The following is a 19,450-nucleotide window of genomic DNA, read 5'->3' as shown; positions in this document are numbered from 1 at the left end:
CGCGTTATCTGAAAAATAATGAGGTAGCTTCTCATTCTCGTTCGACCTCTAAGGAAGGCCGGAATACAGGCCAGTCTGCCGATGTCCTTTCTTGGAGCGAGAAAATGAGTTCGTCCCCGGTTTCACAGCGCCATCCATTAAATCGTGCCTTGCAGGGTGCGATTCTGGGTTTGATCGTAAGCAGCTACGCATTGCCATCGCTGGCACAGACGTCGAGCGTTGACCACAGCAATCAAGCCAAGCAGTGGAACATCGCTGCCGGCCCACTGGCGCCGGCGCTTGACCGCTTTGCCCGCGAGGCTGGCATCAGTCTTTCGTTCGACGCGTCGAGTGTAGCGAACCGCACCACGGCTGGCGTGAATGGCACGCTCGATACGTCGGCTGCGCTGTCATCGTTGCTGCAGGGGAGCGAATTGCAAATCGAACAGCAAGGCCCGAATGCCTATCTACTGTCGCCTCAACCAAAGCCCGCCGGCCCGCTGGAGCTCGACGCAGCGGACGTCGAGGAATACCGTCTTGCACCCCTCATCATCAATGCCAAGGTCAGGGTCAGTGCCGACGACGATGCCAACTCGGTAGTCGCCAAGGAGCTCTGGGTTGGCGGCAAGGTGGCAACCAGCATTCTCAATACACCGGCCTCGGTGTCGGTTGTTACCAACAAGGAAATGGAGCAACGCAGCGTCAGCACCACGGAAGAGGCGCTGCAATATACGCCGGGCGTGGTCAGTGACTTCTATGGTACGGATGACCGCAACGACTATTTCCAGATCCGGGGCTTCCAGGCCACCACCTACCGTGACGGCTTGACCCTGAGTTCGATGCGCGGCGTACGCGAAGATCCGTTCGCTTATGAACGCATAGAGATTCTGCGCGGCGCCAACTCCACGCTGTTTGGGCCAGCGGACCCGGGCGGCTCGGTGAATTTCGTGACCAAACAGCCGCGCTTCGAGCAGTTTGGCCAAGGCTATGTGACCTACGGTTCGTTTGACCATGTCGAGACAGGCATCGATGTGGGGGATGCGCTGAACGACGAGAAAACCGTGGCTGGCCGCTTTACTGCCAAAGGCCAAAACAGCGACCGCGAGTACGATCACTCACAGGACGACAACCAGTTGGTGATGGGTGGCCTCACCTGGGCACCCACGGACTACACGTCAGCCACCGTGATCCTGGACTATCTGAAAACTGAAAGTTCGCCCAACAGTGGCGGCTATCCGCTGGACAAGGAATACGACCGCAGCAAGTTTTATGGTGAGCCCAGCTACAACTTTCACGATGTCGAGCGCACCAGCCTCAGCGGTAACGTCACCCATGACTTCGACAACGGCTTCGTACTGCGCAGCAACCTGCGCTACAGCAAATTGACCGATGATTTTGGCTACGTTTACATCAGCGACAGCGCCGCACGTGTCGGTACTACCGTTGACCGGTTTCTGTTTGGAACGGACACTGAGGCCGACCAGTTCAACGGCAATCTGATGCTGCAATACGATGCCCGCTTCGAGAACATCGACAGCAGCAGCCTGGTGGGCGTGGAGTACCTCGATTCGACCACCAAGGAAAGCTCGGTCTACGCCCTGACGACCCCGATTGACATTGCAAATCCGGTGTTTACTGGCGTCTCACGCTCAATCGCGCCGTATGCCGTCAACAAGCGAGACGCGACCACCAAGGCCGTATTCCTTCAGCAGAACCTGTCGTTCTACGAGCGTTTCATCGTCACCGCGGGTATGCGCAACGACTCGATGGACCTTACCAGCAAAGGCTTGCAATCCACTGAGAAAGACAACTTCTCCGAAACCTCCTACCGAGGTGCGTTGACCTATATCGTCAACGATGAGGTGTCCACCTATGTGAGCATGGTGGAATCCGTCTCGCCGCCCCAGGTTGGCGTAACGCCGCAGACGGGCAGGCAGTACGAAGTGGGCGTGAAGTATGCGCCGATGGGGATGGACGCACTGTTCTCCGCAGCCGTGTATGACTTGACCCAGGAAAACGTCACCATCGCCGTGGTGCTGCCGAGCGGCATCATTGAGCAACAGACAGTGGGCGAATCGCAGGTGCGTGGCCTCGACCTGGAGGCCAAGGCGCAGGTGACGCAGAACCTCAGCCTGATTGGTGGCTACTCCTACATGGAGTCCGAGGTATTGCGCGGTTCGTTGTACGACGGCAGCTCCCTGAAGGGCAATGAGTTCACCACGGCACCCAAGCATTCCGCTTCGCTCTGGAGTTACTACGACGTGCCCGGCACCGATGTCAGCGTTGGCTTGGGTGCGCGCTACGTCGGCTCTTATTACTTCGATGCAGCCAACTCCGGCAAAAGTGATGGCACCACGCTGTTCGACGCCGCCTTCAACTACGAGATCGCCAAGGGCACCGACCTTGCGGTGAACGTCAGCAACCTGCTGGATGAACAGCACGTGGTCGGTTCCGGCACAGCGAACTTCTACAACCCGGGTCGCGAGATTACCGCCAAAGTGAGTTACAATTGGTAGGTAGGCGTGTAAGACTTTTTCCCATAGGAAGCGGTGCCCGCTATTCGCGGGCATCGTCACTTGGTCATCATTCTGCGAGATGAAAAGCAAGGGCGGTAGATTTTCATCGTTACGCGCCGGCTGTTAGCTACGCGGTAGTAGCGCGAGATGATATCAACCTGTTTTGAGTGTCTGCTTTCGGCCAAAAGCGGCCTGTGTTAAGGGCTGCAATCGACCCAAAGCGCCCCTTCGCAACTGACAGTTCTTGGCCGTTTCCGCCCGTCGCGAGAGGCAGAAAACGTTCCCAGCAGACTCAACTCCGGATGGCAGTGACTAGTTGTAGCGTGCGGCAAACGCTCGACTAGATATGGAAATTGAATTTCCGTCGGGGTCTTTGGCATTGGCGAAGGTATAGCCGTCGGCCTTGTGTGTGGCTCCAAACTTCAGTCCCTGCATCAGGCATTTTTCCTTAAAGCCATCGACATCCTCGATGTCAAAGACAAGTTTGACGGTGACTTGGCCTGTCTTGACGCTTTTTGCCGCTAGGTGGGCCATTAGAATCGCACCGCCGTTCGCAGACCTCAATTCGACGACCCGGTCATCAGCATCACGCGTGCTGACAAAGCCGAAATGGTGCTGATAAAAATCGCAAGTCTCCTGAACATTTCTGACGTACAGCATTATCCGGTTGAGTGATGGTTGCATGGTTCTTCCCTGAAAATTGTTGATAGACGGCGCTGAGAGCCCGGCTCATTTTCAACACTGTGAGTGCGGTTGTCGAGAGACCGCTTTTGGCCGTTCCTGCCCTTGGCGACAGGCAGAAATCGGCCAATTGCTGCCCGTCAGTCTGGAAGGACCGACTTTTTCAACAGAATCGGCAAGAAGCTGCCTCCCAGAAGGCTAATGCTAAGCGGTCACTCGTCAAACAAGGTCCAGCCATGGCAAATGCCGAGTCTTTTGCCGTAAAAAATAATGTCAGTTCCTCTGGGGCAAATTCTTTGTAGAGCCTGTGCCCAGGAATCGGGCCTCTCGTTATCACGTATTCCAAGCGGTATTTTTGAACAGGTCCAAAACTGAAGGAGCGTGCGTTCAACTCAAACCTGTCACCTCTGTTGAGGGCCCATAGCTTTTCAACAAGGCAGTCATCAAGCACCACCTCTCCCGCTATCTCAAAGAGATACTTTGAATGAAGTTTCTTTTGAAGCCTAACGCTTCTGGCCATACATCAACCTACCTATGAACAGTCTGAGCATCGGCGTAGTAATACTGGAATATGATGATGACCGCTTTGGGTCGAAAAAGGGTTGGCCTGGAGCGTCCGCTTTTGGCCGATTGCTGCCGTTCAGTACTCTCCAAAATGCCCGAAGCACCAAGCGTATAGAACGTTCAGGCACGCCATTCCAAAGCGCCCATCTGAAGCCCTAAAAACGGGCGCCTGCAAACGCCCGTTCCCTCATCAACCCTCAACCCGCTCCTGAAGCCGCCGTCCAATTACTTCCAACAAATCACACCCATCCCTAAGCGGAATCGCCAGCAACTGCGCGAAATCCGTTAGCACCACCGTGTCGCTACCAAGCTCAGCACGAAACGCAATATTTTCCAGAACCTGTGTCACGACCCGGATACGGTAATCAGCCGTCGCATGCAAAACATCAAGCGGGGCCTGTGTATCAATGAGAAGGGAAGCGGGGGTGCAGTCTATGCCAGTGATGGGAACGTACCTTTCCATGTTTGAAACTCCGATCAAATGAGGGTTAACCACTCAATCGTCGCCAAACAATTGGGTGGCAGTTGTACGCAGGTTGGCGAACCGGGATCGGATTACCGGCAGACCCGAGGGTCTCCCACGCACAACTGCCATAACGGGCAGCCGTGCAAGTGTGCCAAAGCCTTCGTCAAAAACGCAGTACTTTTGCAATCCGATATTCAGGTCGCCAAACCTGATCGCCGTTCGGGGCGACGCGACTGACTATAGGGTCGAGCCTCTGAGCCGCATAGGTGACCGATTCCGAGCGTTGTGTAGGAATAGTCACAATTCTTCGAAACTGGCTGCTCACCCCCAACGCGTCCCCAACACAATCCCCTGCACCTTAAACCCCTCAAGCGCCGACACCCCCGCCGGCATCAACTCCCGCACCGTCACCCCAGCCGCATCAGCCAGCGCCACCAGATGCTCCCGTCCGCTGCGTCGGTTCTCTATCAGCGAAACCAACAACGCATAAGCCATCGGCGCAAGGCGCGAAAACGTCACTCGCCCGGCGCGCCGCTGGAGCAGGACCAACGTCGGAGCCGCAGGCTTTTCGGTGGGCTGGTAATTCGGCCCGATGTCGCACACCGGCCATTCATACGCCTGTACCCAAGCCAATCCGGACACCACGGGCACGCCGTCGATCAAATCGCCGTGGGGATTGTGGGACGGCTCCACCGCGTCGCTCAGCAGCAGGGCGCTTTCGCTCCATTCGTGTTGCGCGAGTTCGGGCAGCCAGGCGGGGAAGTCGTGCAGGTCCGGGCATTGTTCCAGGTAGGTGGCGAATTCGCCGGCGAGCTGTGTGAACAGGGGCGTCTGGCTGCGGTGGTTGGCGTAGAAGTCGTGGACCAACCGTTGCCAGTCGGCGCGCGGCAGGGTTCGGTGGATGACCGGGAAGCTGGCCGCCAGCAGTGATTCGATGTTGCCGATGAACAATCGGCGGTAGATGGCCAGGCGTCGGGCTTCGAGCCCTGGCGGGGGCGGGTTATGGGGGTTGCGGACGTAATTGGCCATGCAGTTGAGTTGTTCGAGCAGTTGTTCAGGCATGGCGGGCCTCCGGTGTGGCCGGGCAGGCGAGTTGTTGCAGCTGTTTGATCTGCTCGACTTCGGCGAGCAATTCCGACAAGGGCGGGAAGTTGAAGTCGCGTTCCAACAGTGTCGGCACGGGTCCGAATCGTTGGTAGGTCTGGTACAGGAGGCTCCAGACGTCTTGCTTGACCGCCGCGCCGTGGGTGTCGATTTTCAGGTCGTCGGCTTCGTCGTAATGACCGGCGACGTGCAGGTAGCTGACGCGTTGCGCGGGGAGGGCGGCGAGGAATTTCTGGGCATCGTAACGGTGGTTGATCGCATTGACGTAGAGGTTGTTGACGTCCAGCAGCAGGTCGCAGTCGGCTTCTTCGAGCACGGCGGTGACGAAGTCGATTTCGCCCATCGCTTGGAAGGGCGCGGCGTAGTAGGAGATGTTTTCCACGGCGATGCGTTGGCCGAGTATGTCCTGGGCCAGGCGTATGCGGGCGGCGACGTGGTGGACGGCTTCTTCGGTGAAGGGGATCGGCAGGAGGTCGTAGAGGTGGCCGCTGTCGGAACAGTAGCTCAGGTGCTCGCTGTAGATCGCCACGGCGTAGCGATCGAGAAAACGCCGGGTGCCGCGCAGCAGGTCGAGGTCAAGTGGTTGCGGGCCGCCGAGGGACAGCGACAGGCCGTGGCAGGTGATGGGGTGCTGTGCGGCCAGTTGGTCCAGTTGCTCGGCGTAGACGCCGCCGACGCCGATCCAGTTGTCCGGGGCGCATTCGAGGAAGTCCACGGCCCCCGGGGCCATTTCCAGCAGATCGCCAAGCATGGCTCGGCGTAGACCGAGCCCGGCGCCGTTGGGTGAGGTGAAAGTGCTCATCGCTGTTCTCCAGGGATAACCAATGCCTCCCGGTGTGATCCACCGGGAGGGCGGGAGCGAAGGATTTACTCCTTGGCTTTGCTCATGTGGATGAACAGCTCGGTGGGCACTTTCTTGCCGTTGGCGGTGTATTGGCCAGTCCGGTATTTGTAGGTTTCCGCCTCGGACAGGTAGCCGTCGTGGTTGGTGTCCATCTTCTCGAACTCGGCTTGCTGGGTCGGCGCGACGGTGAGGAATTCTTTCAGCGACACGCGCGCATCGTCGTCGATGTCGGTACGGGCAAAGGACGCGTCGCCGCATTTGCCTTCACCGCACTTGCCTTCCGCCGCGGTGATTTTTTTGCCGGATTCGTCGGCGCCGCATTTGCCTTCGCCGCATTTGCCTTCCGCGTCGGTGACTTTTTTGCCCGATTCGGCAGCACCGCATTTACCTTCACCGCATTTGCCTTCGGAGGTTTTTTCCGCCGAAGCCAGCTGATAACCCTGGGGCAGGGCGTCCACCGCGAAGGCGGATTGGGCCAGGCTCAAGCCGCCGGACAGGGCGAGTGCGGCAAGGGCGAAGCGAGCGGCGTTCGAGTTTTTTGTACGGGTCATGACAGTTCTCCAGATAAGAAGGGGTGTGCCCCAAGGCAACGTTGCGCGGGGCGTGCCGTGGCGGTTGTCACGCTGCTTGCGACCCGGCGATGCGTTGAGCGCGTCGGGACGAAGCAAGCGGGACAGGCCTGTTCGGACGGGGCCATTTGGCCCTTGCCGTGTATCTGGGATATGTCATTTAGCAGGGTGTTTGTATTGCTCTGTGTCGTGGATACAGAGGGTTCAAGGGGGGCCGCTGCGCAGCCCAGCGGGAGCAAGCTCCCTCGCCACCGGTGGTGTGCGTCCTACGGAAGATGGCAGCATTTTCGGTAGATGGACGAAATCTCCGACGAGTTTTTAGGGTTGGCCTTCGGAAGTACTGCACTTACGATTCGGCGTGATCTCATTTGTGAGGACAGATCAATGCCTGAGAGCCAGGATGCGAAGACTCAATACGCCCGAGCCTTGGAACATGCCATTGAGGTATTTGGCAGCCAATCATTGGCCGAAGACTGGCTGAACAAACCCTGTAAGTACTTGAACGGTCAGGAGCCCTTGGAACTGACCAAAAACTCGCTGGGCTTTGAGTCGGTGATGGGCTACCTGAGCCGCATCGGGCAGGGGGTTTATCAATGATCCCTTGCCCTGAAGGCGCAATGGTTGCTCTGCGCGATCGTCGTAAACCGGACTACTTTTTCACCGAATAATCCTTCCCCCAAACACGCACGGAACTGATCGCCTCGTTCATGCCTTCAAACACGAACTTCTGTCGCACGGCGGTCTTCGGTGGGACGGTGACTTCGTCAGCGTTGTCCAGCCCGGTGAGTCGGTTGGCGTAACCGGCTTGGTCGATGGCCAGCAGCGCACCGGTTTGCCCGAGGTTGATCAGGCGCAGTTGGGTGTCGGTGCTGTTCTTGAAACCGAGGGTGATGGTGACGTTTTCATCGCTGGACTCCAGCTTCAGCACTTCAACATTGATGCGATCTTTCATCTGCTCGTCGGAGGAGATGATCGCTGCGCCGTCGGTGCCCTGGACTGATTCGCGACCATCGAGCACGCCTTCGCTGACGCCGCCCAAGAGGTTCTTGCCGGCGGTGATGAATGACGAGACCGCAGATTTGGTCGAGTCCTTGATAACGCTTTCTGCCGGCTCGCCTTCGGCCAGGCATACGGAACTGAGCAAAATACCGGAGAAGAAGAGGGTGGCGCGTGACGGCAGAAGGGTCATACCTGAGTCCTTTAGGGTGGCTTGCAACACGCCCCTCGGATGGGCGTGCGGCATGATAGCGGGGATCATGGCGTACTTGTCCATTCCTGGTTTCCCGGGTCATTGGGTTTATGCGCTGATCCGCATTTTTTGGCGGCAGGTGCATCTGTAACGGTATCAGTTCCCGCTCCACAATTCGGTCACGGCGCAATGACTCTATTGGAAGAAAGCTCATGGCGAAGATGGCGATTTTTTTGGGTGGGTTCCTGGCGTTGACGTTGCTGATCGGTGTGCTGGCGACGATTTCGCCAGTGTAGAAAGCTTTTGTGGCGAGTGAGCAAGCTCCCTCGCCACGTGTCAGGCGTCGATCAGCGATGCAATATCACCTGCGCAATCTCGTGCAACGGCATCACCCGCTGTGCGGCGTTGAGCTTGATGGCTTCCTTGGGCATGCCGAACACCACGCAGCTGGCTTCGTCCTGGGCCACTGTAGCGCTGCCGGCGTCGAGCATTTCCTTGAGGCCGCGGGCGCCGTCGTCGCCCATGCCGGTCATGATGATGCCGGTGGCGTTGCGGCCGGCGAACTTGGCCACCGAGCGAAACAGCACGTCCACCGAAGGGCGATGGCGGTTGACCAGCGGGCCGTCCACCACTTGCACGTGGTAGAACGCGCCGCTGCGGGTCACCATCATGTGCTTGCCGCCGGGGGCGATGAGGGCCAGGCCCGGGTGGATGCGGTCGTTGTTTTTCGCTTCGCGCACTTCGATCTGGCACAGGCTGTTGAGCCGGGCGGCGAACGACGCGGTGAATTTCTCCGGCATGTGCTGGACGATGACGATGCCAGGGCACACGCGGGGCAGGGCGGTCAGCACCGCTTCCAGCGCCTGGGTGCCGCCGGTGGAGGTGCCCATGGCGACGATGCGTTCGGTGGTCTGGGCCATGGCGTGGCCGTTGGCGGCGGGCAGCATGGCGTCGGCGGTGAGTTTGGTCGCGGGTGTCAGCGGGGCCGGGGCAGGGCGCTTGCCCAGGTTACGGACGTTGACCTGGGCGGCGGCGCGGATGGCGGACACCAGTTCCGGCGCCGACTCCAACAAGAAGTTCTTCAGGCCGCTGGTGGGCTTGGTGATGATTTCCACCGCGCCCGCGGCCATGGCTTGCAACGTGGTTTCCGCGCCCTTGGGCGTCAATGATGAGCAGATCACCACCGGCGTGGGCCGCTCGCTCATGATTTTCTTCAGGAAGGTGATGCCGTCCATGCGCGGCATTTCCACGTCCAGCACAATCACGTCGGGCCATTCCTTCGCCAGTTTATCCATGGCGAAGATCGGGTCGGAGGCCGCGCCGATGACGTTGATGTCCGGCGTGTCGCTGAGGATCGCCAGCAATACCTGGCGGACCACGGCGGAATCATCCACCAGCAATACATTTATCTTTTTGCCTGACATGGTTAATGCAGGGTCCTTATCGGTTGGTGCCTGACCCAGACGTCGCCCGTGCAGAGGTCGAAAATGATGCTGCGATGACCGGTGCTGCCCATGTCCTGGGCGATCAGGTCCAGGCGATACAGCGCAGCCATTTCCAGCGCCGCGTTGACGTTCGACCGCGCCACGTCGCCGAATGCCACGTGGCGTTGCAGCTCAGGGAACATCTCGCCGCCGCCGAACAGCTTGAGCTGATATTCCTCGGGCTTGGTGTGATGGGCCCGTGCCTGGCGAATGAACAATTCGATGGCTTCGTCGGCGTACATCCCGTTCAGCGCCGTGGAGCAACGCACCCGGCTGGGCAACATGAAGTGGCACATGCCGCCAATCTTGCGCTGTGGGTGCCAGAGGGTAATTGCCACGCAGGATCCGAGAATCGTCCGCAGCCGGGTCGGGCAGGTCGCGAAGCGAAACTCACCCGGCCCGAGATAGACCTCGGCCACCTCCTTCATCACGGCGCTCATGGCTTGCGATAAATCGAAGGGGCGACCAGCTTCAACGCATCGGACACGCCGTTGAGGCTTTCCGAATGGCTGACGATGAAATACCCGCCGGACTTGAGCCGAGGAATCAGCCGGGCGACCACTTTGCTTTTGGTTGGCTGGTCGAAATAGATCATCACATTGCGCAGGAAAATCACGTCGAATTCCCCCAGCTCCGGCAAGGTGTCGTTGAGGTTGACCTGGATGAAGTTGACCCGGTTGCGCAGCGCGCGGTCGATGAGCATCGTGCCTTGCTGGCGGCCGGTGCCCTTGAGGCAGTATTTCACCAGCAATGGATGGGGCAGGTTGCGGGCGCGCTCCATCGGATAGTGCCCGGAACGGGCCTTGGCCAGCACTTGGGTGCTGATGTCCGAGCCGATGACTTCCCAGGGCGTGGTGCCCAGGCTTTCGGCCAGGGTCATGGCGAGGCTGTAGGGTTCCTCGCCAGATGAACTGGCCGCACTCCACAGGCGAAAGGTCTTGCCCGGCGTCGCATGGGGCAGTACTTGGTCGCGGAGGAAATCGAAGTGCTTGGGTTCGCGGAAAAAATAGGTTTCGTTGGTGGTAAGCAGGTCCAGGGCCACCTGCAGTTCATCGGCGCGCTGGCCGTTCATGATCAGCGCGAAGTACTCACCGTAGCTGTCGAGCTCATAGTGCTTGAGGCGCTTGAACAGCCGCCCGGCCACCAGGGCTTTCTTGGCCGGTGACAGGTTGATGCCGGCGGCTTGGTACAGCCAGGATTGGAACTGGCCGAACTCCCGGTCACTGAGCGCCATTGAATTCACCGTGCGTTCCTTGCAAGTGGCTGTGCTCATGAGGCAGGCGCTTCCAGCGCGGCGGGGCTGGTTTGGGCGAGTTCGGACATCTCGTCGATGGACAGCACCCGGTCTACCTCCAGCACGATGACGAACTTGCCATCGACCTTGGCCATGCCGCTGATGAAGTCAGCGCGGATCTTCGCGCCGAAACTCGGTGGCGGCTCGATCTGCGAAGCCGGGATTTCCAGCACCGCCGACACAGTGTCCACCAACAGGCCGATGTCCTGGGCCTGTCCGTCGGCGCTGGCGGCCTCGATGATCACCACGCAACTGCGCCGGCTGATGGCGGAATTCGGTCGGCCGAAACGCGCCGACAGATCCACCACCGGCACGACCGCGCCGCGCAGGTTGATCACCCCGCGCACGAAGGCCGGCATCATCGGCACCACGGTGAGGTTGCCGTACTCGATGATTTCCTTGATGCACAGGATGCCGATGGCGAACATCTCAGTGCCGAGCATGAACGTCAGGTACTGCGCTTCTTCCTCGACCGCGCTGACGGTTTGACGTGTGGTCGCGATGGCGCCCATTGCCTTTTCTCCTTTAAGCAAGCCTGTGGGACCGGGCCATCAGAACCGGGTGAATTCCGATTCGTCCGGCGCGCTGGCCATGTTGTAGGCAAACGCCTTGGGCATCACCGGAGCCGGTGCCCGCGTCGGTTTACGGCTGGATGGCCCCGGCGTGTGATCGACCCTGGCGCTTTGCATGGCGGACTTGGCCGGCGTGTCCAAGGTGAAGAAGCTCATGGCCTGTTGCAGTTGCTCGGCCTGGCTGCTCATTTCTTCGGCGGTGGCGGCCAGTTCTTCGCTGCTGGAAGCGTTCTGCTGGGTCACCTGGTTGAGCTGGGTCATGGCCGTGTTGATCTGCGCCACGCCAGCGGCCTGTTCTTCGGAGGCGGCGCTGATTTCCTGCACCAGGTCCGAGGTCTTGTTGATGGACGGGACCATTTCGTTGAGCAGGTTCCCGGCCTTCTCGGCCATGTCGACGCTGCTGGACGACAGCTCGCCGATTTCCTGGGCGGCGACCTGGCTGCGTTCGGCCAGTTTGCGCACTTCGGCGGCCACCACTGCGAAGCCTTTGCCGTGTTCGCCGGCGCGGGCGGCTTCGATGGCGGCGTTGAGCGCCAGCAGGTTGGTCTGGTAGGCGATGTCGTCAATGATGCTGATGCGCTGGGCAATTTTCTTCATTGCCACCACGGTCTGCTGCACCGATTCACCGCCGTCGGTGGCTTCCTTGGCGGCCTTGCTGGCCATGCCGTCGGTCACCTTGGCGTTCTCGGTGTTCTGGTTGATGCTGGCGCTCATCTGCTCGATGGACGCACTGGTTTCCTCGACGCTGGCCGCCTGTTCGCTGGTGGCCTGGCTCATCGATTGTGCGGTGGCGCTGACTTCTTCGGAGGCGCTCGCGAGGTTGTCCGCCGCGTTGCGCACTTCGCCGATGATGTGCGACAGCTTGCCGACCATGTTCTGCATGGCGCTGAGCACCATGCCGGTTTCGTCCTTGGAACCTGCTTCGATTTTCGCGTTCAGGTTGCCTTCGGCCAGTTGCTCGGCAACGGCGGCGGCCTGCTTCAACGGGCGGGAAATGATCCGCGAGATGAACAGCGCCAGACCCAGGCCCACCAGCAAGGCGGCAGCCAGCACGGCGATGATCGACAGGCGTGCATCCTCATACAGTTCCGTGCCGTGGGCGCTGGCCAAGTCGGCTCCGGCGGCATTGAGTTCGACCAGTTTTTGCAGGTCAGCGGTTACCAGGTCGAAATGACGTTTGGATTCGCCTCTGAGCAACGTCTGGGCTTCGTTGGCGAGATTTTGTCGGGACAGTGCAAACAGGTCTTTGCTAACGACCAGGTAAGCGGTCCAGTCACTGCGAGCGGCGTCGAACAACTGGCGATCTTCGGCACTGGAGATCAGTTTTTCATAGGTCGCCAAGCGTGTTTCGAAACCCTGTTTGGCTTCGTCCGCTTCTTGCTCAATGGCGGTGCGCTCCTGCTCGGAGTCAGCGGAAATGTGGCGGTTTTCCTTGAGGCGATAGTTCGCCGCGTAGAAGCGCATGCCCGAAGCTGCACGCATCGAAGCCATCCAGTTTTCGCGGATATCGATGGTGGTGCCGTTCACCTGGCCCAGCTGAATGATCGAAAACACGCCCATGACGGCGGTCAGCGCCAACACCACAAGGAACGAGGTGATCAGTTTGGTGGCGATTCTAAGGTTGTAGAACCATTTCATTGGGAATACCTCTCCATGGAGTGTTGAAGCGTCAGCGAGCGTTGGCTTGTTGTAATTGAGTTGGGGTGTAGCGAATTTCGGTTTGGGCGATCTGGGTGAGCAGGGCGGGTACGTCGAGAATCAACGCCACGGCGCCGCTGCCCAGGATGGTCGAGCCGCTGATGCCGCGCAGGGCGCCGAACAGCTTGCCCAAGGGCTTGATCACGGTCTGGAATTCCCCCAGCAGGTCATCCACCACCAGCCCGGCCTTGAGATCGGCGTAGCGCACCACCACCACGTTCTGCCGACGTGAAGCCGGGCCTTCGTGGTGGAAATGATCGCGCAAGTACACCAGCGGCAGCACTTCGCCGCGCAGGTCGAGGTAGCCTTGCTCGCGACTGGCCAGGCCATCGTCTTCGCTCAGCTCGATGCATTCCTGGACCATGTCCAGCGGAATCACATAGGTGGACTGGCCGATGCCGACCAGAAAACCATTGATGATCGCCAGGGTCAGCGGCAGGCGGATGCGCACCACGGTGCCCTTGCCGGGCTGGCTGTCCAAGTCGACCGTGCCGCGCAGCAGGGTGATGTTGCGCTTGACCACGTCCATGCCCACGCCACGTCCGGACAGGTTGGTCACGGCCTGGGCGGTGGAGAAGCCGGGCTCGAAAATCAGGTTGTAGATTTCCTGGTCGGACAGGCTCGCGCCCGGCGCAATCAGTCCGCGCTCCTGGGCTTTTTCCAGGATGCGGTCGCGGTTCAGGCCGGCGCCGTCGTCGGCGATTTCCAGCACGATGCTGCCCGAGTCGTGATAGGCGTTGAGGTGCAGATGCCCCTTGGCCGGTTTGCCGGCCGACCGCCGCGCCTCGGCAGTTTCGATGCCGTGGTCCATCGCGTTGCGCAGCAAGTGCATGAGCGGGTCGCCGATCTTTTCCACCACGGTCTTGTCGAGCTCGGTTTCCGCGCCGCTGATGATCAGGTCGATGTCCTTGCCCAGCTCCTGACTGACATCGCGCACCACCCGACGGAAGCGGTTGAAGGTCTCGCCAATGGGGATCATGCGCAGGCGCAGGGCGCCGTCGAGGATTTCTTCCACCAGCCCGGAGACCGACGAGGTGGCTTCCTGCAACGGATCGTTCTGGCAGGTGCGGGCCAGCAGGCTGGCGCCAGCGCTGGCAATGACCAGCTCGCCGACCAGGTTGATCAGTTCGTCGAGTTTGTCTGCGTTGACTCTTACATAAGTCCCATCTTTGCCTTTGCTGTCACTGGTGACGGCTTGTTTGTCAGGCGAGACCTGGGCTGGCACGCGTGGGCTGCTGCGTTGGTCCGGCATCAGCTCGCCCGTGGTCACCATCGCGGTGCTTTCGTCGACCTGCGCCTGGGCGCTGGCAACCAGGCCCGTGTTGGCTTCGGGCTCGATGTCTTGCGCGGCAACGATCTCGATCAGGCAATCTTCGCGGACGAAATCGAAGACTTCGTTGATCGCGGCATGACCGGCCGCCGAGCGAAACTCGATCTCAAAACCCAGGTAGCACGATTCGGCATCCCAGGCTTCGGTCGCTGGCATCGCGTCAGTCAGCGTAGTGATATCGAGGATCTCACCGAGGGTTTGCAGATAGCGCAGGAACGACAGCGGGTCCATGCCATTGCGAAACACCTCCGGGCCGAAGCGCAGGGAGATGTGCCAGAGGCTCGCTTCGCCGGGCTCGGTCGTTTCGGTTTGCTGCGTCGGCGTCGATTCGGTTGCGATCGTGGGCGCCTGGTATTCCTGCAGCATCTGGCACAATTCGATTTCCCGGGCCAGGGCAGGGGGCTGCAACGTCGAGCCCTGGTTGGCAACCACGTCGATCAGCTCGAGCATATGATCGCCAGATTTGAGCAGCACCGCGATCAGGCCCGGGTCCACGGTGACGCTGCCTTCGCGCAGGCGATCGAGTACGTCTTCGACGATGTGGGTGAAGCTGACGATCGGCTCCAGGCCGAACAGCCCTGCCGAACCCTTGATCGTATGGGCCGCCCGGAAGATCGCGCCGATGGCGTCATCGTCGCCGGGGTCGTTCTCCAGTTGCAGCAGCGACTCTTCCATCGCCTGCAATTGTTCCCGGGCCTCGACGATGAAGGTTTGTTGTGCCTGATCGAGATTGATGCTCACGCTCATATCCTTTGTCGTGTCCGACGTGTTGCGGAGGCTCTAGGCAACCAGGTTGCACAGGGCGAGTGTTTCCGTGACAGCTTTGCTTTGGCCGGTCACCGTCAGTTCGGTGCCGGCCTTGGGGGCTTCGCGCTGAACCATCAGCAGCAGCTGCAAACCGGCACCGTCCATCTCGGTGACCTGCGACAGGTCCACCGCCATTCGTGGCGTTGCCCCCAGTCGCGGCAGCCATTGCGCGGCGAGGTCGGCGGCGGTGTAGATCGTCAGTTCGCCTTCGATCTGCACCTGCGCAGTGTCATCGTCTATTTCGTACAGCAGCGGCATTGAAGCCTCCGACCATCAAGGAAGAATCAGCTTGGAGACCGCCGCCAGCATCTGCGCCGGTTGGAACGGCTTGACCACCCAGGCCTTGGCGCCTGCGGCCTGACCCTCTTGCTTCTTCGATTCCTGGGATTCGGTGGTAAGCATGATGATCGGCGTGAACTTGTAGCTGGCCAGCTTCTTGACCTCCTTGACGAAGGTGATGCCGTCCATGTTCGGCATGTTCACGTCGCTGATGATCAGGTGCACTTTCTGGCCGTTGAGCTTGCCCAGCGCATCCTTGCCATCGCTGGCCTCGATGACGTCGTAGCCGGCACTTTTCAACGCGATGCCGACCACCTGCCGGACGCTCGCGGAGTCGTCGACAACCAATACACTTTTAGCCATGAGGGGCTCCTAGAAGAAGGTGATTTCCTGTGAAGCTTGTTGCGCAGCCGAGCCGCCGTGGTGATTACGGCGTTGCTCGTCAGTGGCGTAAGTGGTTTCCATGCGCGCCAGCCATTGCCGGGCGTCGATGGAGACAGCCTGTTCGGGCGACTGGCTGGCCTGCTGAATATGCACATGCAGGTCCTCGATGTTGTCGCGCACGTGGCTGAGGATCTGGCTGACCCGATCCTGGAATTGCAGGTTGACCAGCACTTCGGTGAGCTCGTCCCGAATGCCGAAGCTTTCGCGCTGCAGCATGTCGGCCGAGTCGGCGAGGCGCCCGGTGACGCTTTTGAAACGCTCGAGCACGCGCTGGATGCTGCCTTCGGACACAACCACGGACTGACTGTCCTGATCGGCTCCGCTGGAGGCGGCCTGTACCAGTTGGGTGATGGCGGTATTGATCACGTCGACCTTGGCCGACATCTGTTGGCCAGTCTCGCTGGATTTGCTCGACAGGGCGCGCACAGCGTCGGCCACCACGGCAAAACCGCGTCCGGCTTCGCCTGCCCGGGCCGCTTCGATGGCGGCGTTGAGGGCCAGCAGGTTGGTCTGGGCGGCAATCGCCGCGACATCGGCGGCCATGGTCCGCAGCTCGCCGGTGTAAGCGGTCAGGTTGCGCACTTGGGCCAGGGTTTCATCGCGGCTGGCCTGGGTCGTTTTCAACGAGTCGATAACCTTGACCAATTCGCCTTCGCTCTGCGCCAGGACTTGTACGGCGCCACCGTTGCTGTTGCCGGTCAACTCGCCGGCGGCCAATTCAGAGGCTTGCACGGTCTCTTCCAGACGCGAAGAAATGCCAATGAAGCGGCTGGTCAGCGAGACGATCGCGGTTTCGGTTTGCTGGCGCGAACTTTCAACTTGCTTGGCCCAGATCGGCATCGCGCCGAGGATCACTTCGTTGAGTTGCGCGGTGGCTTTATGGGCGCCATAGTCGGCGGCCTCCTGCTCGCGACGGGCGATGGCGGCGACGACTGCCTCGTCAAGCTGAAGCCGTTGCGACCGCGCGGCCAAGACACCGGCGGCCACGCCAAGGATCAGGAGCACGACGCTCAAACCGATGTTCTGCACACTCGTGCCATTGACTGCCAGCACGCCGACGCTGGCGGCAACGGCCACGATAACGGCGTGCCAGACGATGCGCGGCGGGGTTTGGGCGAGGGAGTGGTCGTGGGAATACGACGTCATGGTTCGGTCCTTGAACAGTGTTGCCAAGAGGATATTTGCGAATAACTGGTTATCTGCAATGCCGACTTGGTCTTGAGTACCAGTCGTCCGGTTCTGGAAAAAATAATGGCACATTGCTATCTAAGAATAGACGAAAGCGGAGAAATGTCGAGAAAGCCAGGTCTACGCAGACCCTGTGGCGAGGGAGCTTGCTCCCGCTGGACTGCGCAGCAGTCCCAAAATTTCATGGTATGAGAAATCAGGATGGGGGCCGCTACGCGCCCCAGCGGGAGCAAGCTCCCTCGCCACAAAAGCGGACATTCACTGAAACGATATCCGGAGATTGAGCTAAATTACCCCGCATCGGATTCTGAACCTGCCAACGAGCCCTCATGTCTGCCCAGCCGCTCTGGAAAACCTACCTGCTGTTCCTGGCCCCTATGGTCCTGTCCAATTTCCTGCAATCGATGTCCGGCACGTTCAACAGCATCTACATCGGCCAGATGCTTGGCACGCAGGCGTTGGCCTCGGTGTCGGGCATGTTTCCCATCGTGTTTTTCTTCATCGCCCTGGTGATCGGTCTGGGCGCCGGCGCGGGGGTGTTGATCGGCCAGGCCTACGGCGCTGGCGAGACCGGCACGGTGAAAGCGATTGCCGGTTCGACGCTGTTGCTGGGGGCGATCATCGGGTTGGTGGCGGCAGTCCTTGGCAGTGTCTTCGCCCGTGAGGCCTTGCAAGGACTGGGGACGCCGGACGATGTGCTCGAAGATGCCATTTCCTATGCGCGCGTAATGATGTGGATCCTGCCGATGTTGCTGGTATTCGTGCTCTTCACCCAGCTGCTGCGCGGTGTGAGCGACACCCTGTCGCCGCTGCTGGCGTTACTGGTGTCCACCAGCGTCGGACTGATGCTGACGCCGGCGCTGATTCGCGGCTGGCTGGGATTGCCGCAGATGGGCATCCAGAGCGCGGCGTGGGCCGGGTTGGTGGGCACCGCGACGGCCATGGGCATGCTCGTGTGGCGCCTGAACCGCCGCAAGCATGCCCTGGCGCCGGACCGTGCGTTGTTCGCCGCGATGCGCCTGGACCGGGTAATTCTTGGCAAAGTGCTGCGCATCGGTTTGCCGACGGGGCTGCAGATGGTGGTGATTTCGCTGTCGGAGCTGGTGATCCTGGCGTTGGTCAACTCCCACGGCTCCCAGGCCACGGCCGCCTACGGCGCGGTGACGCAGATCGTCAATTACGTGCAGTTCCCGGCGCTGTCGATTGCCATCACCGCCTCGATCCTTGGCGCCCAGGCCATTGGCGCCGGGCGTCTGGAGCGGCTGGGGCCGATCCTGCGAACCGGGTTGTTGATCAATGTCTGGCTGACGGGTGGGCTGGTGCTGCTCGGGTACCTGATGTCCCATTGGCTGCTGGGGCTGTTCATCACCGATCCGGCGGCGCGGGTCCAGGCTGAACACTTGTTGCATATCATGCTCTGGAGCCTGTTGGTGTTCGGCTTCCAGGCAATCATCGGCGGCATCATGCGCGCCAGCGGCACGGTGCTGGTACCGGTGGCGATCTCGATTTTTTGCATCCTCGGCGTGCAAGTGCCAGCGGCCTACTTGCTGGACGCGCACTTCGGCCTGCAAGGGGTGTGGATGGCGTTTCCAGTGGCGTACCTGAGCATGCTGTTGTTGCAGACGCTGTATTACAAACGGGTCTGGCAGCATCAGCGGATCGAGCGTTTGGTCTAGATACCTTGAGCGGGTTTAGCGGGTGTTACAGTGCCCGCCGTTGATCTTGTCATTCATGGGGATTTCGATGTCTGTAGAACTTCCATCCGCCAGCTACCGCGCCTTCCTCTTCGACATGGACGGCACGCTGCTCAATTCCATCGCCGCCACCGAGCGGATCTGGACGCGCTGGGCCCTGCGCAATGGCTTGGACGTGGCGAAATTCCTGCCGACGATCCATGGCGTGCGCGCCGTCGATACCGTGGCCCGCCAGCGTCTGCCAGGCGTGGACGCCCAGGCCGAGGCCGAGCAGCTCACCCGGGAAGAAATCGAGGACGTGGATGGGGTGGTCGAAGTGCCCGGTGCACCGGCCTTCCTCAAGCGCCTGCCGCCGACGCAATGGGCAATCGTCACTTCGGCGCCCATGGCATTGGCCTTGCGCCGCATGGAAGCGGCCGGGATTGCACGGCCCGACGTGATGGTGACCGCTGAAGACGTGAGCGCCGGCAAGCCGAACCCCAGCTGTTATTTATTGGCGGCGCAGCGCTTGCAGGTGACCGCGCAGCAATGCCTGGTGTTTGAAGATGCCGAAGCCGGCATCAAGGCCGGCGAGGCGGCGGGGGCGGACGTGATGGTGGTCACCGCCACGCATACGCACCCGGTGGTGACGCTACATTCCCAGCTCGCGGACTACCAGGGCATTGGCGTCGAAGTTGATGAGGACGGATCGATGCGTCTTTCAACACTCCGCTAAAACCTGTGGGCGTTTGCACCCACAGGCTTGCTT

At 60.4% G+C, this 19,450-nt stretch carries 19 protein-coding genes; 4 read left to right on the top strand and 15 right to left on the bottom strand.

Annotation, left to right across the window (positions count from 1 at the left end; all coding sequences use genetic code 11):
• The first annotated feature begins 104 nt into the window (after window positions 1–104).
• Window positions 105–2,495, top strand: a complete 2,391-nt coding sequence (locus HU742_RS15580; protein WP_186643291.1) for a TonB-dependent siderophore receptor — start codon at window positions 105–107, stop codon at window positions 2,493–2,495.
• Window positions 2,496–2,807: 312 nt separating this feature from the next.
• Here HU742_RS15580 and HU742_RS15575 read toward each other — a convergent pair whose 3' ends face one another.
• The 5 genes from HU742_RS15575 to HU742_RS15555 form a co-directional block, all read right to left on the bottom strand.
• Window positions 2,808–3,179: a VOC family protein gene (locus HU742_RS15575; protein ID WP_186643292.1), complete on the bottom strand. Its 372-nt coding sequence runs from the start codon at window positions 3,177–3,179 to the stop codon at window positions 2,808–2,810.
• Between the two features lie 751 nt (window positions 3,180–3,930).
• Window positions 3,931–4,203, bottom strand: a complete 273-nt coding sequence (locus tag HU742_RS15570; protein WP_186643293.1) for a hypothetical protein — start codon at window positions 4,201–4,203, stop codon at window positions 3,931–3,933.
• 324 nt (window positions 4,204–4,527) lie between these two features.
• A complete protein-coding gene (locus HU742_RS15565) occupies window positions 4,528–5,268 on the bottom strand; it encodes an HvfC family RiPP maturation protein (protein ID WP_186643294.1) in 741 nt (246 codons plus the stop codon).
• Window positions 5,261–6,112, bottom strand: a complete 852-nt coding sequence (locus HU742_RS15560; RefSeq protein WP_186643295.1) for an HvfB family MNIO-type RiPP peptide maturase — start codon at window positions 6,110–6,112, stop codon at window positions 5,261–5,263. Before HU742_RS15560 ends, HU742_RS15565 begins: the two co-directional genes overlap by 8 nt.
• Window positions 6,113–6,177: 65 nt before the next feature.
• Window positions 6,178–6,705 carry an HvfA family oxazolone/thioamide-modified RiPP metallophore gene (locus tag HU742_RS15555; protein WP_186643296.1) on the bottom strand — a complete coding sequence of 176 codons (528 nt, stop codon included), beginning with the start codon at window positions 6,703–6,705 and terminating at the stop codon, window positions 6,178–6,180.
• Window positions 6,706–7,107: 402 nt separating this feature from the next.
• Here HU742_RS15555 and HU742_RS15550 point away from each other — a divergent pair, with 402 nt between their 5' ends.
• A complete protein-coding gene (locus HU742_RS15550) occupies window positions 7,108–7,320 on the top strand; it encodes an MbcA/ParS/Xre antitoxin family protein (protein WP_225923582.1) in 213 nt (70 codons plus the stop codon).
• A gap of 52 nt (window positions 7,321–7,372) precedes the next feature.
• Here the strand turns inward: HU742_RS15550 and HU742_RS15545 are convergent, their stop codons facing one another.
• The 10 genes from HU742_RS15545 to HU742_RS15500 form a co-directional block, all read right to left on the bottom strand.
• Window positions 7,373–7,912, bottom strand: a complete 540-nt coding sequence (locus tag HU742_RS15545; RefSeq protein ID WP_186643297.1) for a hypothetical protein — start codon at window positions 7,910–7,912, stop codon at window positions 7,373–7,375.
• Window positions 7,913–8,259: 347 nt separating this feature from the next.
• Complete coding sequence (locus tag HU742_RS15540) at window positions 8,260–9,336, bottom strand: protein-glutamate methylesterase/protein-glutamine glutaminase (RefSeq protein WP_186643298.1); 1,077 nt, start codon at window positions 9,334–9,336, stop codon at window positions 8,260–8,262.
• Window positions 9,337–9,338: 2 nt separating this feature from the next.
• A complete protein-coding gene (gene cheD, locus HU742_RS15535; protein ID WP_186614697.1) occupies window positions 9,339–9,836 on the bottom strand; it encodes a chemoreceptor glutamine deamidase CheD in 498 nt (165 codons plus the stop codon).
• Window positions 9,833–10,669, bottom strand: coding sequence for a CheR family methyltransferase (locus HU742_RS15530; RefSeq protein ID WP_186641271.1), 837 nt, complete (start codon window positions 10,667–10,669; stop codon window positions 9,833–9,835). Before HU742_RS15530 ends, cheD begins: the two co-directional genes overlap by 4 nt.
• Entirely contained in the window at window positions 10,666–11,202 is a 537-nt protein-coding gene (locus HU742_RS15525) for a chemotaxis protein CheW (protein ID WP_186641269.1), read from the bottom strand. The genes HU742_RS15530 and HU742_RS15525 overlap by 4 nt, the downstream gene beginning before the upstream one ends.
• Before the next feature lie 39 nt (window positions 11,203–11,241).
• Window positions 11,242–12,900 (bottom strand): methyl-accepting chemotaxis protein, encoded by a 1,659-nt coding sequence (locus tag HU742_RS15520; protein ID WP_186643299.1) that lies wholly within the window; start codon window positions 12,898–12,900, stop codon window positions 11,242–11,244.
• 31 nt (window positions 12,901–12,931) lie between these two features.
• Entirely contained in the window at window positions 12,932–15,031 is a 2,100-nt protein-coding gene (locus HU742_RS15515; protein WP_186643300.1) for a chemotaxis protein CheA, read from the bottom strand.
• A gap of 39 nt (window positions 15,032–15,070) precedes the next feature.
• Complete coding sequence (locus HU742_RS15510) at window positions 15,071–15,355, bottom strand: STAS domain-containing protein (protein WP_186643301.1); 285 nt, start codon at window positions 15,353–15,355, stop codon at window positions 15,071–15,073.
• A 15-nt stretch (window positions 15,356–15,370) separates the two neighbouring features.
• A complete protein-coding gene (locus HU742_RS15505; RefSeq protein WP_003203044.1) occupies window positions 15,371–15,739 on the bottom strand; it encodes a response regulator in 369 nt (122 codons plus the stop codon).
• A 9-nt stretch (window positions 15,740–15,748) separates the two neighbouring features.
• Window positions 15,749–16,660 (bottom strand): methyl-accepting chemotaxis protein, encoded by a 912-nt coding sequence (locus tag HU742_RS15500; RefSeq protein WP_437179902.1) that lies wholly within the window; start codon window positions 16,658–16,660, stop codon window positions 15,749–15,751.
• 677 nt (window positions 16,661–17,337) lie between these two features.
• Here HU742_RS15500 and HU742_RS15495 point away from each other — a divergent pair.
• Both HU742_RS15495 and HU742_RS15490 read left to right on the top strand, forming a co-directional pair.
• Entirely contained in the window at window positions 17,338–18,684 is a 1,347-nt protein-coding gene (locus tag HU742_RS15495; protein ID WP_186641259.1) for an MATE family efflux transporter, read from the top strand.
• Between the two features lie 67 nt (window positions 18,685–18,751).
• Window positions 18,752–19,417 (top strand): HAD family hydrolase, encoded by a 666-nt coding sequence (locus tag HU742_RS15490; RefSeq protein ID WP_186643303.1) that lies wholly within the window; start codon window positions 18,752–18,754, stop codon window positions 19,415–19,417.
• Window positions 19,418–19,450: the final 33 nt, after the last annotated feature.

This window comes from Pseudomonas marvdashtae (assembly GCF_014268655.2).
GTDB lineage: Bacteria > Pseudomonadota > Gammaproteobacteria > Pseudomonadales > Pseudomonadaceae > Aquipseudomonas > Aquipseudomonas marvdashtae.
This window is presented reverse-complemented; position numbering and strand designations above follow the sequence as displayed.

What these genes read in the sequence shown, in the direction of transcription:
- HU742_RS15580 (WP_186643291.1), top strand. Translation starts at nt 105, where the DNA reads ATGAGTTCGTCCCCGGTTTCACAGCGCCATCCATTAAATCGTGCCTTG.
- HU742_RS15575 (WP_186643292.1), bottom strand. Translation starts at nt 3,179, where the DNA reads ATGCAACCATCACTCAACCGGATAATGCTGTACGTCAGAAATGTTCAG.
- HU742_RS15570 (WP_186643293.1), bottom strand. Translation starts at nt 4,203, where the DNA reads ATGGAAAGGTACGTTCCCATCACTGGCATAGACTGCACCCCCGCTTCC.
- HU742_RS15565 (WP_186643294.1), bottom strand. Translation starts at nt 5,268, where the DNA reads ATGCCTGAACAACTGCTCGAACAACTCAACTGCATGGCCAATTACGTC.
- HU742_RS15560 (WP_186643295.1), bottom strand. Translation starts at nt 6,112, where the DNA reads ATGAGCACTTTCACCTCACCCAACGGCGCCGGGCTCGGTCTACGCCGA.
- HU742_RS15555 (WP_186643296.1), bottom strand. Translation starts at nt 6,705, where the DNA reads ATGACCCGTACAAAAAACTCGAACGCCGCTCGCTTCGCCCTTGCCGCA.
- HU742_RS15550 (WP_225923582.1), top strand. Translation starts at nt 7,108, where the DNA reads ATGCCTGAGAGCCAGGATGCGAAGACTCAATACGCCCGAGCCTTGGAA.
- HU742_RS15545 (WP_186643297.1), bottom strand. Translation starts at nt 7,912, where the DNA reads ATGACCCTTCTGCCGTCACGCGCCACCCTCTTCTTCTCCGGTATTTTG.
- HU742_RS15540 (WP_186643298.1), bottom strand. Translation starts at nt 9,336, where the DNA reads ATGTCAGGCAAAAAGATAAATGTATTGCTGGTGGATGATTCCGCCGTG.
- cheD (WP_186614697.1), bottom strand. Translation starts at nt 9,836, where the DNA reads ATGAGCGCCGTGATGAAGGAGGTGGCCGAGGTCTATCTCGGGCCGGGT.
- HU742_RS15530 (WP_186641271.1), bottom strand. Translation starts at nt 10,669, where the DNA reads ATGAGCACAGCCACTTGCAAGGAACGCACGGTGAATTCAATGGCGCTC.
- HU742_RS15525 (WP_186641269.1), bottom strand. Translation starts at nt 11,202, where the DNA reads ATGGGCGCCATCGCGACCACACGTCAAACCGTCAGCGCGGTCGAGGAA.
- HU742_RS15520 (WP_186643299.1), bottom strand. Translation starts at nt 12,900, where the DNA reads ATGAAATGGTTCTACAACCTTAGAATCGCCACCAAACTGATCACCTCG.
- HU742_RS15510 (WP_186643301.1), bottom strand. Translation starts at nt 15,355, where the DNA reads ATGCCGCTGCTGTACGAAATAGACGATGACACTGCGCAGGTGCAGATC.
- HU742_RS15505 (WP_003203044.1), bottom strand. Translation starts at nt 15,739, where the DNA reads ATGGCTAAAAGTGTATTGGTTGTCGACGACTCCGCGAGCGTCCGGCAG.
- HU742_RS15500 (WP_437179902.1), bottom strand. Translation starts at nt 16,660, where the DNA reads ATGCCGATCTGGGCCAAGCAAGTTGAAAGTTCGCGCCAGCAAACCGAA.
- HU742_RS15495 (WP_186641259.1), top strand. Translation starts at nt 17,338, where the DNA reads ATGTCTGCCCAGCCGCTCTGGAAAACCTACCTGCTGTTCCTGGCCCCT.
- HU742_RS15490 (WP_186643303.1), top strand. Translation starts at nt 18,752, where the DNA reads ATGTCTGTAGAACTTCCATCCGCCAGCTACCGCGCCTTCCTCTTCGAC.